General features: G+C 65.6%; 15 protein-coding genes. 8 read left to right on the plus strand and 7 right to left on the minus strand.

The window, feature by feature from the left end:
• The first annotated feature begins 13 nt into the window (after positions 1-13).
• The 3 genes from VIQ49_RS06975 (at position 14) to VIQ49_RS06985 (ending at position 2,017) form a co-directional block, all read left to right on the plus strand.
• The gene (locus VIQ49_RS06975) at positions 14-874 is read left to right on the plus strand and encodes an SDR family NAD(P)-dependent oxidoreductase (RefSeq protein ID WP_331882426.1); all 861 of its coding nucleotides are present in this window, start codon (positions 14-16) and stop codon (positions 872-874) included.
• Between the two features lie 65 nt (positions 875-939).
• Complete coding sequence (locus VIQ49_RS06980) at positions 940-1,575, plus strand: LON peptidase substrate-binding domain-containing protein (protein ID WP_331882428.1); 636 nt, start codon at positions 940-942, stop codon at positions 1,573-1,575.
• Between the two features lie 28 nt (positions 1,576-1,603).
• Complete coding sequence (locus VIQ49_RS06985; protein ID WP_331882430.1) at positions 1,604-2,017, plus strand: hypothetical protein; 414 nt, start codon at positions 1,604-1,606, stop codon at positions 2,015-2,017.
• Between the two features lies 1 nt (position 2,018).
• Here the strand turns inward: VIQ49_RS06985 and VIQ49_RS06990 are convergent, their stop codons facing one another.
• Together VIQ49_RS06990 and VIQ49_RS06995 are read right to left on the minus strand one after the other, a co-directional pair.
• Complete coding sequence (locus VIQ49_RS06990) at positions 2,019-2,540, minus strand: DUF4190 domain-containing protein (RefSeq protein ID WP_331882432.1); 522 nt, start codon at positions 2,538-2,540, stop codon at positions 2,019-2,021.
• An 81-nt stretch (positions 2,541-2,621) separates the two neighbouring features.
• Positions 2,622-3,326, minus strand: coding sequence for a hypothetical protein (locus VIQ49_RS06995; RefSeq protein WP_331882434.1), 705 nt, complete (start codon positions 3,324-3,326; stop codon positions 2,622-2,624).
• Between the two features lie 18 nt (positions 3,327-3,344).
• On the opposite strand from VIQ49_RS06995, the gene VIQ49_RS07000 reads away from it, so the two are divergent.
• The 4 genes from VIQ49_RS07000 to VIQ49_RS07015 all read left to right on the plus strand — a co-directional run bounded on the left by VIQ49_RS07000 (position 3,345) and on the right by VIQ49_RS07015 (position 7,769).
• Positions 3,345-4,202 (plus strand): rhodanese-related sulfurtransferase, encoded by an 858-nt coding sequence (locus VIQ49_RS07000; protein WP_331882437.1) that lies wholly within the window; start codon positions 3,345-3,347, stop codon positions 4,200-4,202.
• A 7-nt stretch (positions 4,203-4,209) separates the two neighbouring features.
• Entirely contained in the window at positions 4,210-5,241 is a 1,032-nt protein-coding gene (locus tag VIQ49_RS07005) for a GTP-binding protein (protein WP_331882439.1), read from the plus strand.
• Positions 5,242-5,506: 265 nt separating this feature from the next.
• Positions 5,507-6,790, plus strand: coding sequence for an N-acetylmuramoyl-L-alanine amidase (locus tag VIQ49_RS07010; RefSeq protein WP_331882441.1), 1,284 nt, complete (start codon positions 5,507-5,509; stop codon positions 6,788-6,790).
• A gap of 28 nt (positions 6,791-6,818) precedes the next feature.
• Positions 6,819-7,769 (plus strand): SDR family oxidoreductase, encoded by a 951-nt coding sequence (locus tag VIQ49_RS07015; protein ID WP_331882444.1) that lies wholly within the window; start codon positions 6,819-6,821, stop codon positions 7,767-7,769.
• Here the strand turns inward: VIQ49_RS07015 and nadE are convergent.
• Positions 7,738-8,562, minus strand: coding sequence for an ammonia-dependent NAD(+) synthetase (gene nadE, locus VIQ49_RS07020; protein ID WP_331882447.1), 825 nt, complete (start codon positions 8,560-8,562; stop codon positions 7,738-7,740). The genes VIQ49_RS07015 and nadE overlap by 32 nt on opposite strands.
• Positions 8,563-8,568: 6 nt before the next feature.
• Between nadE and VIQ49_RS07025 the strand changes: the two genes are divergently transcribed.
• A complete protein-coding gene (locus VIQ49_RS07025; RefSeq protein ID WP_331882450.1) occupies positions 8,569-9,375 on the plus strand; it encodes a fructosamine kinase family protein in 807 nt (268 codons plus the stop codon).
• Between the two features lie 29 nt (positions 9,376-9,404).
• On the opposite strand, the gene VIQ49_RS07030 is transcribed toward VIQ49_RS07025, so the two are convergent.
• The 4 genes from VIQ49_RS07030 to VIQ49_RS07045 all read right to left on the minus strand — a co-directional run.
• Positions 9,405-10,340: a DUF6542 domain-containing protein gene (locus VIQ49_RS07030; protein ID WP_331882452.1), complete on the minus strand. Its 936-nt coding sequence runs from the start codon at positions 10,338-10,340 to the stop codon at positions 9,405-9,407.
• Positions 10,341-10,401: 61 nt separating this feature from the next.
• Complete coding sequence (locus VIQ49_RS07035; protein ID WP_331882455.1) at positions 10,402-10,944, minus strand: hypothetical protein; 543 nt, start codon at positions 10,942-10,944, stop codon at positions 10,402-10,404.
• Positions 10,945-11,093: 149 nt separating this feature from the next.
• On the minus strand, positions 11,094-12,245 hold the full coding sequence (locus tag VIQ49_RS07040) for a DNA recombination protein RmuC (protein WP_331882457.1): 1,152 nt from the start codon (positions 12,243-12,245) through the stop codon (positions 11,094-11,096).
• 260 nt (positions 12,246-12,505) lie between these two features.
• The coding region (locus tag VIQ49_RS07045) for an HNH endonuclease signature motif containing protein (RefSeq protein ID WP_331882459.1) at positions 12,506-13,797 on the minus strand (1,292 nt) is incomplete at its 5' end.

Below are 13,797 nucleotides of genomic sequence, written 5' to 3' on the forward strand. Positions count from 1 at the left end.
AGGGTGGGCAGTCATGAAGACTGCCCGGCGCCTCGGCGCACACCTTGCGCGATTCGGTCTGGCTCGGCCGTACTCGCTCCACGACACGCTCGCCGCGGGTACCCCGGCTCAGGTCCGTGGTCGCACCATCGTCATCACCGGTGCGTCCTCGGGAGTCGGTGAGGCGGCGGCGTTGGCACTCGGCCGCGAAGGCGCCGAACTCATCCTGGTTGCGCGTGGCAGCGAGGGGTTGAACGCTGTCCGCGATCAGATCGTCGCCGCGGGCGGTGCGGCGCACAGCCATCCCGCCGACCTTGCCGACGAAGACGATGTGCGACGGCTCGTCGACGAGATCCTCGCCGAACACGGAACGCCAGATGTGTTGGTCAACAACGCCGGCCGGTCCATCCGGCGCACCGCCCTCGACTCGGTGGACCGGCTCCACGACTATCGCCGCACCATGGCGGTGAACTACTTCGGCCCGGTGGGGCTGATGCTTGGATTCCTCCCCGGCATGAAATCACGTGGGAGCGGGCACATCATCAACATCTCGACGTGGGGTGTACCGGCCGGATCGATGCCGAAGTTCTCGGCGTACGCGGGATCGAAGGCGGCGCTGAGCATCGTCGGCCGCAGTATCGGAACAGAACTCGCCGGTGACGGGATCACGGTCAGCACCATCTACTTCCCGCTCATCCGCACACCGATGATCGCGCCGACCGCCGAATACAACGGGCTGCCCGCGCTGACGGCGGACGACGCGGCATCGTGGATCACCCACGCCGTACGTCATCAACCCTCGGAGGTCATGCCGCGGTATGCGCGCGTGCTGCAGCGGGTGTCGGCGATTCGCGCGGCGGGCACAGACCGCGTGCTCGGCCGGGGACTGACATGACGCTCTTCCGAACCGATCGGCCGGTCCGACTGTCCGAAGCGGACTTCGGCAGGCATGCTTGACGGATGACCGCACACCCGATGTTCCCGTTGGGCATGACGCTGCTGCCCGGCGAGACCCTGAGCCTGCAGGTGTTCGAAGCCAGATACCGGCAGATGGTCGCCGACTGCACCGCCATCGACGGAACGAACAGCTTTGGCGTGGTGCTGATCTCGCGTGGCAGTGAGGTCGGCGGAGGAGACGAACGCGTCGGTGTCGGGACGCTGGCGGCCATCGAGACATGCACCGAGCGCCCCGATGGCCGCTACCACCTCTCATGCGTCGGAACGGATCGATTCCAGGTGCGGTCGTGGCTGCCCGACAACCCATATCCGATGGCAGACATCACGATGTGGCCGAGCACTGATCCCATCGCGTACCCCGCAGATCTCGAACCCATCCGGGAACGGCTCACCGGTCTGTCGTCGGTGCTGTCGCGCGTACGCGGGATCGTGGTCGAAGACCGTCTGGTCGAACCGCTGCGGAGCGAGGGCCCCGTCGATGCGAAGGTCTACGACACCGCGGTCCGGCTGGGGCTGGGGCCGGCGGACCGATTGAAGATCTTGTCGGCGCCGGGCACCGTCGAGCGGATCATCGAGCTCTGCCAGGCCATCGACGACCTCATCGCGGTCATCGAATTCTCCGGTCTGCCAAACGATTAGTCGCCGCCATCAGGACGAGGTCTACGACATGGAATTGGCAACAGCAGCGGTATTCGTGTGGATCGGTATGGTGCTGGCGATCTCGTTCATCGAGGCGCCGCTGAAGTTCCGGGCACCGGACGTCACACTTCGCATCGGTCTGGGCATCGGCCGACTCGTGTTCCGGGCGTTGAACATTGCCGAAGTGGTGCTTGCCGTCGCGCTGGTGGCGGGCCTGATCATCGGCTCACCGACATCGGCGATCCTGGCCACCGCCGCCATTGCGGTCGCCGCGCTGGCCGTCCAGATCGTGGGGCTCAGGCCCGCGCTGACCCGCCGCTCGGACCGCGTACTCGCCGGTGACGAGAGCGGGGCCGGTTCGCGGGTCCATCTGGTTTACATCGGCTTCGAGGTGGTCAAACTCGTCGCGCTGATCGCGTGTGGCGTGCTGCTGCTGACGTGAGTCAGGTGGTGGTGGACGATCCTGCGGCCACGATCAGCAGGATCACGAACAACGCGATGCCGATGATCCACAATGCGGCACCCACCCATCCCATGATGCGCCCGGCCTGGGCCATGCCCAGGCCGTCCTGACGGCCACCGGATGCGTTGATCTCCTCGACGGCCTTGTTGCCGAAGATGATGGCGGGGATGACGGCGAGTCCACAGATCACGAAGGACGCGATCCCGCACACCAGTGCGATGACAGCGCTCGAATTGGTCTCGCGGGGTACCGAATAGCCGTATGCAGGCGCTGGATAACCCGGCTGCTGCTGGTAACCAGGCTGCCCGAAGCCGGACTGCGGATACCCGGGGTTCGCGTACGGCTGCTGAAAGTTCGGGTCGTACGGTTGCTGAAAGCCCGGCGCCTGGTACCCGGGCTGTTGATACTCCTGGCCCGGGGGCGGGGTACCGCCTTGCGCGGAGTTGTCGTCGCGCTTGCGCAGCGGATCGTTGTTCGGGTCGTACGGCGGGGGGTAGGTCATGACCATCACCTTTCACGGACGTCAACAGGTTTCCGGCCGGGGACACATGCGATGTGCAAGTCTAACGCGGTTTTCGGTCGGTCAGCCGGTGGTGGTGGCCGGTGCGCCGGGTGCGGGGATCTCGGTGAGGGCGGCAGGTGCCGGGTCGGCGCCCGAGATCACCCGGTATGCACCGTCGCGGATGGCAAAGCCGTTGTCTGACCTGGTATTCAGGCAATACAGGCCGGTGGGGACGGCCAGGCACTGGAACCTCCCGATCGAGATCGTCGAACCCGACAGCAAGGGCTCGCTCCGAACCCAGACCCATGGCGTGTCGGTGCAGGAGCCCTGTCTGGACGACTCGGCGAGGACCACGTAGCTGCCGTGCCACGTGCAGCCCGCGGGTGTGGAGTCGGGCTCGGGCTGGGTCGCCCCGCCGGCCGCATCACACGCGAGGGTGGCGGTGTCGCGGTCCACGGTGGAGCAGCGCACCTGGCCGTCGGCCGTGCTGAAGTGGAACTCGGAGGTGTCCTCGACCGGCTCACCCTCGGCCGGGGCCGCCTCGTGGTAGTCGGTGTTGTCGACCCGCGGTGCGATGCTGATCGCCTCCCCGATCGTCTGCGCGCCGGACCGGGCCGCGGTGGTCGTCGAGCGGCTCGTGGTGGTTGTCGTGACCGACTTCTCGGTCGACAACTCGTCAGTCGGCGGTAACTCCTTTGTGCTCGGCCCGTCCTCGGCAAAACATCCCCCGAGCGCGACGATCGCCGCGGCGCACACCAGCACCATCCCGACCGCTGATTTCCCCATGTCCGTACCCTTACCTCTGTGTCGACACCCAAGATTGTGCTTTTTTATGTCTTCACGCCGATCGCCGACCCCGAGGCCATTCGGCTTTGGCAGCACACACTATGCGAAGCAGCCGGGGTGAGCGGCCGGATCATCATCTCCGAGCACGGAATCAACAGCACCGTCGGCGGTGACATCGGTGCCGTCAAGAAATATGTCCGGGGGACACGGGAGTACCCGGCGTTCAAGAACGCCGACATCAAGTGGTCCGACGGACTCGGCGACGACTTCCCGCGACTGAGCGTCAAGGTCCGGCCCGAGATCGTCACCTTCGGCAGGCCCGGAGAGTTGCAGGTCGACGGGTCCGGAGTTGTCGGCGGCGGCACCCACCTGAGTCCTGAGGCCGTCCACCAGCTGGTCGACGAGCGCGGCGACGACGTTGTCTTCTTCGACGGTCGCAACCATCTCGAAGCCCAGATCGGCCGGTTCCGCGACGCCGTGGTCCCACCGACGGAGACCACACGCGATTTCATCGACCTGATCGAACGCGGTGACTACGACCACCTCAAGGACAAGCCGGTGGTCACCTACTGCACCGGCGGGGTGCGCTGCGAAGTGCTGTCGGTCCTGATGCGCAACCGCGGCTTCAACGAGGTGTATCAACTCGACGGTGGCATCGTTCGCTATGGCGAGAAGTACGGCGACGACGGTCTGTGGGACGGCTCGCTGTACGTGTTCGACAAACGGATGAGCGTGGACTTCTCCGACCACACGAAGGTCATCGGGACCTGCACGCGCTGCGGCGGCGAGACGAAGAACGTCGCGAACTATCCGGATCCCGGCGGACGCGAACTGGTGGTGGTCTGCGAGCAGTGTCTGGGTCCGGCGGAGGTATGAGAAACGCGTGAGGCGGATACCGGTACTGCTGGTCGCGGGATTTCTCGGCGCCGGCAAGACAACACTGCTCAACAACCTGCTGCGCACCCGGTCCGGTTTGCGAATCGGTGTGGTGGTCAACGACTTCGGATCGGTGAACATCGACGCGATGCTGGTGGCCGGTCAGGTCGACGGCGCGGTTTCCCTGGGTAACGGCTGCATGTGTTGCACCGTGGACGACGACGGACTTGATGCCACCTTCGAGGCGCTGACGGCGCCGCGGGCAGGCCTCGACCTGATCGTCATCGAGGCCAGTGGGCTCGCGGAGCCGCGCAACCTGATCCGGATGGTGGTGGGCAGCAACAATTCCCGTGTCGAATACGGTGGCTTGGTGTACCTGGTGGACGCCGCGAACCATGCCGATACCAGGACGCGGCATGCACAGATCGATCAGCATCTGGCGCTTGCCGACCTGATCGTGCTCAACAAGGTCGACCTCGCCGAAGCCGATGCGCTCGAGGGTGCCAGGGAGCTGGCCCGCGGCCACAATCCGACCGCTCCGATCATCGCGACCCGCGATTCCGTCGTCGACCTGGAATTGTTGACCGACGTGACACCGCGTCGCCCACCGGACACCGGTCCCCGCCAGTTGGGATTGGACGAGCTGCTGATCGAGTCACTGTCGGACACCGCAGAAGGCGACCATTGCGGCCACCTGCACCACGAGTATCAGGCGATCACCTTCACCGAGCCGGGTTCGATGGAGCCCCGGGCGCTGGCGACTTTTCTGGAACAACCGCCCGCCGGCGTCTTCCGGATCAAGGGGTTTGTGTACTTCGATGTTGCAGGACACCGGCGCAAATACGTTGTCCACACCGTCGGCAACTACGTCAGCGTGCAAGCGCAGACCTGGGAGCCGGGGGAGCCCCGCCGCACCGAGCTGGTGATCATCGGCGCGGGAATCGATGAGGCGCACGTGCTCGCAGTACTCGCCGGATGCCGGGCAAGCGGTGACGTCGACGAGCAGTCGATGCTGAGCATCACCCGCTCGCTGCGGTAGGGCAGGCTACCGGCATTCCCGGGTGCCGTCATAGGCCGTGACCAAACGATTGAGCATCACCTCGGTCACGACCGCACAACGGTTTCCGGGGCGCTGGTGCCTGGTTTCCCAAAAGTCTCAAGTGCTGCTTCACTGTTACGGAAGTGAATTTTGTGACTGATGTTGCGTAAGTGGCGTCCGAGTCGAGTCCTGGCCGGCCACACCAGCAACTGATCGGTCCGAAGGCCGCGCTGGACCGATTTCCGGCGCACGCGAAAGGAACACCGTGACCAAGAAGACCATGCGCGTGGCCGGGCTCACCACCCTGGCGCTCGCCGCTTCACTGATCGCGATGCCCACGACGGCGTCTGCCGAGCCCGCTCCGGCGCAGGGCACCGCGCTCACCGGAAAGACCATCTTCCTCGACCCCGGCCATCAGGGTTCGTCGGCGGGTCAAGATCTGAACAAGCCGGTACCCGACGGCCGTGGTGGCACCAAGGCGTGCCAGACCACGGGTGCCACCAGTCCGGGTGGGGTGGCCGAACACAAGGTCAACTGGGACATCACCCAGCTCGTGAAGGCCGGTTTGGAGAGCCAGGGTGCCAAGGTGGTACTCAGTCGCCAGGACGACACCGGGTGGGGTGGGTGCATCGACGAGCGGATCAACGCCGCCAATGCCTCGAATGCCGATATCGCGGTCAACGTCCACGCAGATTCGACGTCAGTCGGAACCGACGAGACCAAGAGCGGGTTCCACATCATCGTTCCGCAACTCCCGGTTCCCGATGCCACCGTCCAGCAGGTCCAGTCCGGTCCCGGACGCAACGCCGCCGGCCTGATGCGCGACGCCTTCAAGGATGCCGGGCTCGTGCCCGCCAACTACGCCGGAGCGCAGGACGGCGTGCAGGCGAGGTCGGATGTCGCCGCGGCCAACCTCACCAAAGTGCCCAATGTGTTTGTCGAGCTGGGCAACCTCTCCAACACCGCCGATGCCGCGGCCCTCACCGGACCCGACGGTCAGCTCAAGTACGCCGTCGGACTGATCGACGGCATGCTCCGGTTCCTGTTGACCGGGGATTCGCCCGCCGCGCCGGCGACGAGTTCGTCGACGGCTGCTCCTGCTCCGGCCGCACCGACCTCGGCCGCACCCACGACGACCACACCGCAGGCGGTGGCACCGCAGTCGACAACGGCCTCACCGGCACCCACAACACCGGCACCGGGCGCTTCGACCGCCAAGACAACGACTCCGACCACGAGCGCCAAGCCCACCACCCCCACTCGCAAGGTGGATCCGGGTCTGGGGCTCCCCAGCCTGCCGCTCGGTAGCGAGAACGGAACGTCATCGCCCTCTTCGCCGCCGGCGCCGGAATCCGGTACTGCGACTGAGGGAATCGACCTGTCCGGTCTGCAGTCGCTCCTGCCGCTCGTCAGCTCACTGCTCGAGGCGGATGATTCGGAGGGAATCGCGGGGCTGCTGGCGACGCAGGGCAACGACGCCGCGTCGCAGGTTCTCGAGGCGATGCTCTCGGTGCTCTACGAGATCTTTGGCGGCAAACTACCTGTCTGAGTCCGAGCGTGACCCGTAGGGTCGAGACATGAGTGTCAAAGACCTACTGGTGATGAAACCGCCCGTGAAAGACCTCCGCGGGAAGCGGGTGTTGATCACCGGCGCCGGCAGCGGAATCGGAAAGGCCACCGCGCTGGCGTCGGCGCGGGCGGGTGCGGCCCTGGTTCTCACCGACATCAACTCGCAGAACCTCGACGAGACCGTCGCCGAGGTCCGCAGGGACGACGGCAAGGTGGTGTTCCACCGCGCCGGTGACGTGTCCGACTACGAGTGGGTCAAGCGATTCGCGCAACAGGTCGATGCCGAGGTCGGTGTGATGGATGTCGTCATGAACATCGCGGGTGTATCCGTCTGGGGCACAGTGGAAAACCTCGAGCATCGCCAGTGGAAGAAGATGGTCGACGTCAATCTGATGGGACCCATCCACATCATCGAGTGTTTTGTGCCGCAGATCGTGCGCCGTGGCCGCGGTGGCCACCTGGTCAACGTGTCATCGGCGGCCGGGCTGTTGGCCCTCCCATGGCATGCCGCCTACAGCGCCAGCAAGTTCGGAATCCGTGGGGTGTCGGAGGTCCTGCGGATGGACCTGCGCCGCCACAAGATCGGGGTGTCGCTGGTCTGTCCGGGTGGGGTGGACACTCCGTTGGTGGACACCGTCGACATCGCCGGGATCGATCGGGACAATCCGGTCATCGCACGCCAGGTCGGCCGGTTCCACAAGGTCGCGGTGACGCCGGAGAAGGCGGCGGACGCCATTCTCAAAGGTGTTCGCAAGAACCACTTCATGGTCTACACGTCACTCGACATCCGGTTCGGATACTGGGTGTCCCGGAAGTTCGCACTTCCATACGAAATCGTCATGCGGATCGCGAACAACCAGTTCGATCACCTTGCCCGGGTCAGTGCCCGGAGCCTCGAAGCGTCTGCCGCCGCGTCGGATTCGAGCGCTAGCTCTTCCACCAGTCGTCAAAAGGGGTGACCGGGACGGTGCGCTTGTGCGCCGAGCGCAGAAACAGCGATTCGATGCGTTCGGCGGCCTGGGCATCGACCTCGCGGCCCTCGAGGTAGTCGTCGATCTGGCTGTACGTGACTCCGAGGACCTCTTCGTCCGGCAGCGCCGGCCGGTCGTCTTCGAGATCGGCGGTCGGAACCTTTGTCGTGACCGAATCGGGTGCGCCGAGATGCCGGAGGATCTGGGCTCCTTGACGTTTGGTGAGCCCGGTCAACGGCGTGACGTCGACGCCGCCGTCGCCGTACTTGGTGAAGAAGCCGCTGACCGCCTCGGCGGCGTGGTCGGTGCCGACCACCAGCAGGTTCTCCTGACCGGCCACCGCATACTGCAGGATCATGCGCTCGCGGGCCTTGATGTTGCCGCGCACCAGGTCTCGGAGCGGTTCGCCGAGCGTCTGCACAACGACCTCGGCGGTGGCGTCGGAGCCGGGCTTGACGTTGTAGACCTCTGAGCGGTCGGGGTCGATGAACTTGAGCGCAATCTGGGCATCCTCTTCATCAGCCTGCTCGCCGTAGGGCAGCCGTACCGCGACAAACGTTGCGCTGCCGCCCTCGGCGCGCACAGATTCCACCGCGAGCTGGCAGAGACGACCGGTCAGGCACGAGTCCTGGCCACCACTGATTCCGAGCACGAAGCCGCTGGTGCCGGTGCTCAGGAGGTACTGCTTGAGGAAGTCCACCCGCCGGTCCACCTCCTGCTGGGGGTCGATGGTCGCGGACACGTCGAGTTCGGCGATGATTCGCTGCTTCAGGCTGGCCATCACCAAATGGTAGTGGGACACGTACCGGTCCGGCACGCTGGAGCGGTGAGCTCAGGTGAATTCCGCAAAAGTCGAACCGGTGCCCATCGTGACTTCTTCGCTGCCGAGGCCGCGGGTCTGCGCTGGCTCGCCGAGGCCGGCGGACCCGTTGTCGAGGTGGTCGATGTCGGGGCGGACCACATCACCTTGGCCCGGCTGGCAAGCGCCGGACCGACGCAGCAGCATGCCCGGGAGTTCGGTGCCGCGCTCGCCCGGATGCACGGAGCCGGCGCCGACCGGTTCGGTAGCGCTCCGGCCGGCTTCACCGGTCAGATGTTCATCGGGAACCGGCCGATGCCGTCGACACCGACCGAACACTGGGGTGAGTTCTACGCGCATCAGCGTGTACTCGCGTTTGTCGATGATGCGGTGGCCGCAGGAAACCTGAGCCGGGCCGACGAGTCGGATACCCGCGAGGTGTGCGCGCTGATCGCGTCCGGGGTGTTCGACGACGAAGCGCCGCCGGCTCGCATCCACGGTGACCTGTGGAACGGAAACGTGGTGTGGACGCCCGACGGTGTGGTGCTGATCGATCCGGCCGCGCATGGCGGTCATCGTGAGACCGACCTGGCGATGCTCGCGCTGTTCGGATGTGCCGCCCTCGATGCTGTCATCGAGGGCTACCAGGTGGTGTACCCGCTCCGAGACCGGTGGCCTGATCGGATCCCGCTGCACCAACTGCATCCGCTGGCGGTGCACGCCGCCGGGCATGGGCCGGGCTACGGAGTCGAATTGGGCCGCGCGGCGCGCAAGACGCTCGAACTCACACCGTGACCTGACGGGACGGGGCGTGCGGCCAGGTGTCAGCGAAGGTCGCGGTCGCGCATCCGGGGTGGTGGTGCGTAGATGAAATCGTTCGGCCCGCGGTACGCACGGGCGCCAGGTGGTGGCTGGTCGTCGTAGGTCGCTGCGCGCCGCGGACGGGCCTCGGGCGGTGCTTCTGGGGCCGCACGTCGACGTCGGGGCGGCACGGCGAGATCATCGCCGCGCTCCGTTGCGCGCAGGCGTGGGTCGCTGGTGCGGACCGGAGGTCGGGGAGGCTGGGCCACACGAGGCCTGGGCGCCGGTGCGGGGGCGTCGGTCTCGGCGGCCACTGCTGCTCGGGTCTGATGTCGAGGGGGCTTGGATGCTCCGGTGCGCGACTTGTGGGCTCGGGTCTTGTCGGCTCGGGTCTTGTCGGTCCGGGTTTTGTCTTCGCTCGGGCGGGCCTTGTCCGTGCTACGCGGAGCAGATGTGGCGGCTGCTTTCTTGGGCGACGCGGACGGCTTGCGGTCGCCGGTCTTGACAGTCTTGGCGGCGTTCCTGGGTTGCGTCAGCCAGAACCGGGCAGCGCCGATGGCCAGAACCAGGAGGAAGGTCCACCCCATCAACGGGAAGAGCTTCGCAATCGGCAGTGCCACGTTGAAGATCAGCTTCTTGATCCCTGAATCCGTACCGGACACCAAGAAGTAGAGCGTGATGACTGCCACACCGGACAGCACCAGCGGTGGCTGTGCAACTGCGGTGAACAGCGCGCGGCGCCGGACGGCCAGGACGGCGGCAACACAGCCGACGATGTAGAAGGCCTTGAACGAAAAGCCGAGTGCGGTGGCGTCGCCTGCGACCACGATCACTGCTCCGACCGAGGTCAGGCCGACCGCCAGCAACACAGCGCCCCACCAGGGCACACCAGGTGCGGTGGGTAGTGCGGATTGCTCATCGAGGGGAACCCCCGAACGCGAGCGCGGGCCAGAAATCACATACTGACCGTACCGGTAAACCCTGAGAATCCCGGTAGTGAACGCGCGTGACGTCGCCGGTTCAGTTCACCGCCGGCCCGGCCTGCGCGGGGCGTGCCGCACCCGCGGACAGGGCGGGGGACGAGACCCCGGCAGTGTTCAGCTTCGCCGCGGAACCGACTCGGCAGGCGGTCGCCGAGATGCGTGACAGGCTCGCACCGCTCCGGTTGTGGGTCGAGCGCGACGCGAGTTCTCGAGTGCTGATGCGCTGAACGCTTCCGGTGGCGGGGGTTGCCGGGCGGGCGTGACAGGTACCGCCGGGCGCGGCTGCCGTTTTTGTCCCCGGGATGGGGGCAGTGGTGCTGGTGCTGTGCACCCCGTTCTCGATGACGTGCGTCGAGGTCTGGTGTATCGCCAGCGCCGATCCGGTGGCCGAAAGACTCGGGTCGAAGGATGCAACTGATTGGCTCACCAGAACCGAGTCCTCGTTGTCCAGCAATGCATCGCCAGTGGTGAACGCAAACGCGGCGACGGCTGCCAATGTGAGTAGCCATCCTCCGACAGCAACGCTGCCTGGGCAGGTGGCGGCGGTGACATCGGACCGACGATCGTGGCTGACATACATGTGAATGACTCCAGGGGTGAAGGGCGACTGGAATCAGGTTGTCCTGTGCCACTTGGAATGGGCTTGAAGTTCACTAGGAAACTCGCGACTCTGCGTCCAAGGTGCTCCGTTCAGAGTCCTGAATTCGGCGGAATCCGCAGCCGATCGACTCAAGTGAGGCCGATTCCGGTACGCCGGGGCTGGGCGTCGATGGCTACCGGCGGCTCGAGATCGTCGAGGTCTGCGAAGGCGTCGAGGTCGGACAATTTGCGCGCGGTGACTGTCACACGCGAATCGATGGTGCCGATCGCGCTGTTGTAGGACTCGACTGCTTTGGCAAGCGATCCGCCGAGCTTGTCCATGTGCCGGGCCACCATCCCGATGCGCTGGTACAGCTCCTTACCGAGCTGATGGATCTGCTGGGCGTCGCGGGTCAACGCTTCGTGCCGCCAGCCCAGCGCGATCGTGCGGAGGAGTGCCACGAGGTTGGTCGGGGTGGCGATCACAACGTTGTTGCTGAATCCATATTCGATCAGTTCGGGATCCGCGCGGCAGGCCATTTCCAGAATCGCCTCGCCCGGTACAAAGAGCACCACGAACTCCGGTGAGCTGTGCAGCGCTTCCCAATAAGACTTGGACGCGAGTTGCTGGACGTGGGTGCGCAGCGCCTTGGCGTGAGCGCGGTAGGCCGACGTGCGCACCGCGGGATCGGTGCTGTCGGAGGCTTCGAGATACGCGGACAGCGGGACCTTCGCGTCGATCACCACGTCGCGACCGCCCGCGAGGTGCACCACCAGGTCGGGGCGGACTCGCGTGGAGTCACCGGTCGTCCCGCTGACCTGCGTGGTGAAGTCGCAGTGCCGTTGAAGCCCGGCCGCCTCGATCACCCGCTCGAGATGGAGTTCGCCCCATCTCCCGCGGGCCTGCGGCGAACGCATCGCACCGGCGAGTTGCTGCGCTTGATGTCCCAGGTGTTCCGAGGTCTCACGCATGCCGGTGACCTGCTCGGACAAGCCCGCGTAGGCGGCGATGCGGTTGCGTTCGGTACGCCGCAATTCGCCGGCCAGCGTATCGAGCGTCTCCCGCAAGGGGCCCACGATGTGCGAGACCTGTTGCCCGATCGCGCCCGATTGCCTGCGCGCGGCGTCCTCGCTGGCTGCGGACAACGACCGGACCAGGACGTCGTGGTTGGCGTGCGCAGCGTCGGCTTCGGCGCGGGCGACAGCAACCTGGGCGCCGGACTTGTTCGCGTGCACCAGCCAACCCAGGGCGAACCCGACTGCCAGACCGACGATCAGCAGTACGACTGCGGTGATACTCATGGTGATGATGGTGCACCAGAGGTCTGACATCGCCGAAGAACCGCCGAATGTCTCGGAACCACGAACCCCGGCCGGGCCGTGTGCGCTCTGCGCTGGTGCGCGAGTTCACCTGACCCGGGCCGGGGTCATGGCCCCGGATCTTCGATTCCACTATTCAGTTCTCAAAGGTCGTGCAGTACACAGCCATTGCTGTGTTGCTCGGGGTTCTTGGAATGTGTCGTCGTAGGTTGGCTGGTCTTGCGGTTCCGAGGCTCGCCTGGTTATGCGGCGGCGAGGTCGGAAGTCATGGTCCTGCGGGCGTGAGACCGCAAGGGTGTTTTGGTCGCATCGTCAGGGTTGATGAACCATGGATGCCCATCGGAACCGATGAACACCTCCCACCTCATGTGGTGTATGTATCGGTGATGACGTCGGCACAACAGCACGGTGTTGGTCAGGCTCGTTGCTCCACCGTGACTCCAGAACTGGATGTGGTGGGCGTCCGTGCGGCCGGGAGGGCAATCGCAACCCGGGAACGAACAGCCCCGATCTCGGGCGATGAGTGCTTTGCGGATCGCCGGAGTGACGGTCCGGTGGTCGCGGCCGACATCGAGCGGGACCATGTTGTTGTCCACCAAGACCTTCGTGATCACCGAATCACACGCCACCAATTGCGCGGTCGACGCCGACGCCGGGCCCGTCCACTCGAACGCAGCCGCCACCTCTGGCGCCTTCGCTCCCGGGATCCCGCTCAGCTGCAACGTCTGCAGCCCCTCGGGTGTCAGCGTCAGAACCACATGCGGCTTCTCCCCGCCACGCGTCGGGCGATCTTCCTGCTCAAGATACGAATCCAGCAAACGCTCCAACGCGTCGGCACGCACCTGAGCACTCGTGCGCTTGTCCGGTGAACCATCGGGTTCAGGCACCGGCTTCGACAACGGATCGAGCGCCACCCGAAGCTTTTCACCAAGCAGGTTGTCCAAATCCAACGTCCCGCGACTGCGCCCGTCGTCACCGATCCCGAGCGTGAAGTCGTTGAGCTCATGATTCTCCGCGTCAGGTATCTCCTTGTCGGGCGGCGACAGCACCAACGCCATATGCCGCGCCCGCACCGACACCGCAGCCGGACTCGTGCCCAACGCTTCGGTCAGCAGTCCACGCACGCAGTCGGTCCGATCGGCTTCCGGAAGCTCGGGGATCCGTCGTTCAATATGCTTGAGGCCCTTCACAATCGCATCCACATGCTCACCCGATAGCGACCCATCGACCGCGTAGGCGGCAACCGACGCAATATCATCCAGCGCGGTACCCACCCGCACGTAGCGGTGCGCCACCGCCGGCGCCATACCCGCGTGCTGCAACAACTTGGCAGTGGAACCCTCACCCCTCCGCTTGGCGATCCCGCGAGCATCGAGCTCACCCACCAGCCGGAAAAGTATCAGTTCCACAACATGATTGAGACGAATCACCGTCACAACCCGCGACGACAACTCAGCATCGTCACCCGCGACCACCGCCGCATCCCCTGCCAGATCAGACGCTCTGGCGAACATTCCCCCGAAGTCCATGACTC

This window comes from Williamsia sp. (genome assembly GCF_036566845.1).
Lineage (GTDB): Bacteria > Actinomycetota > Actinomycetes > Mycobacteriales > Mycobacteriaceae > Williamsia.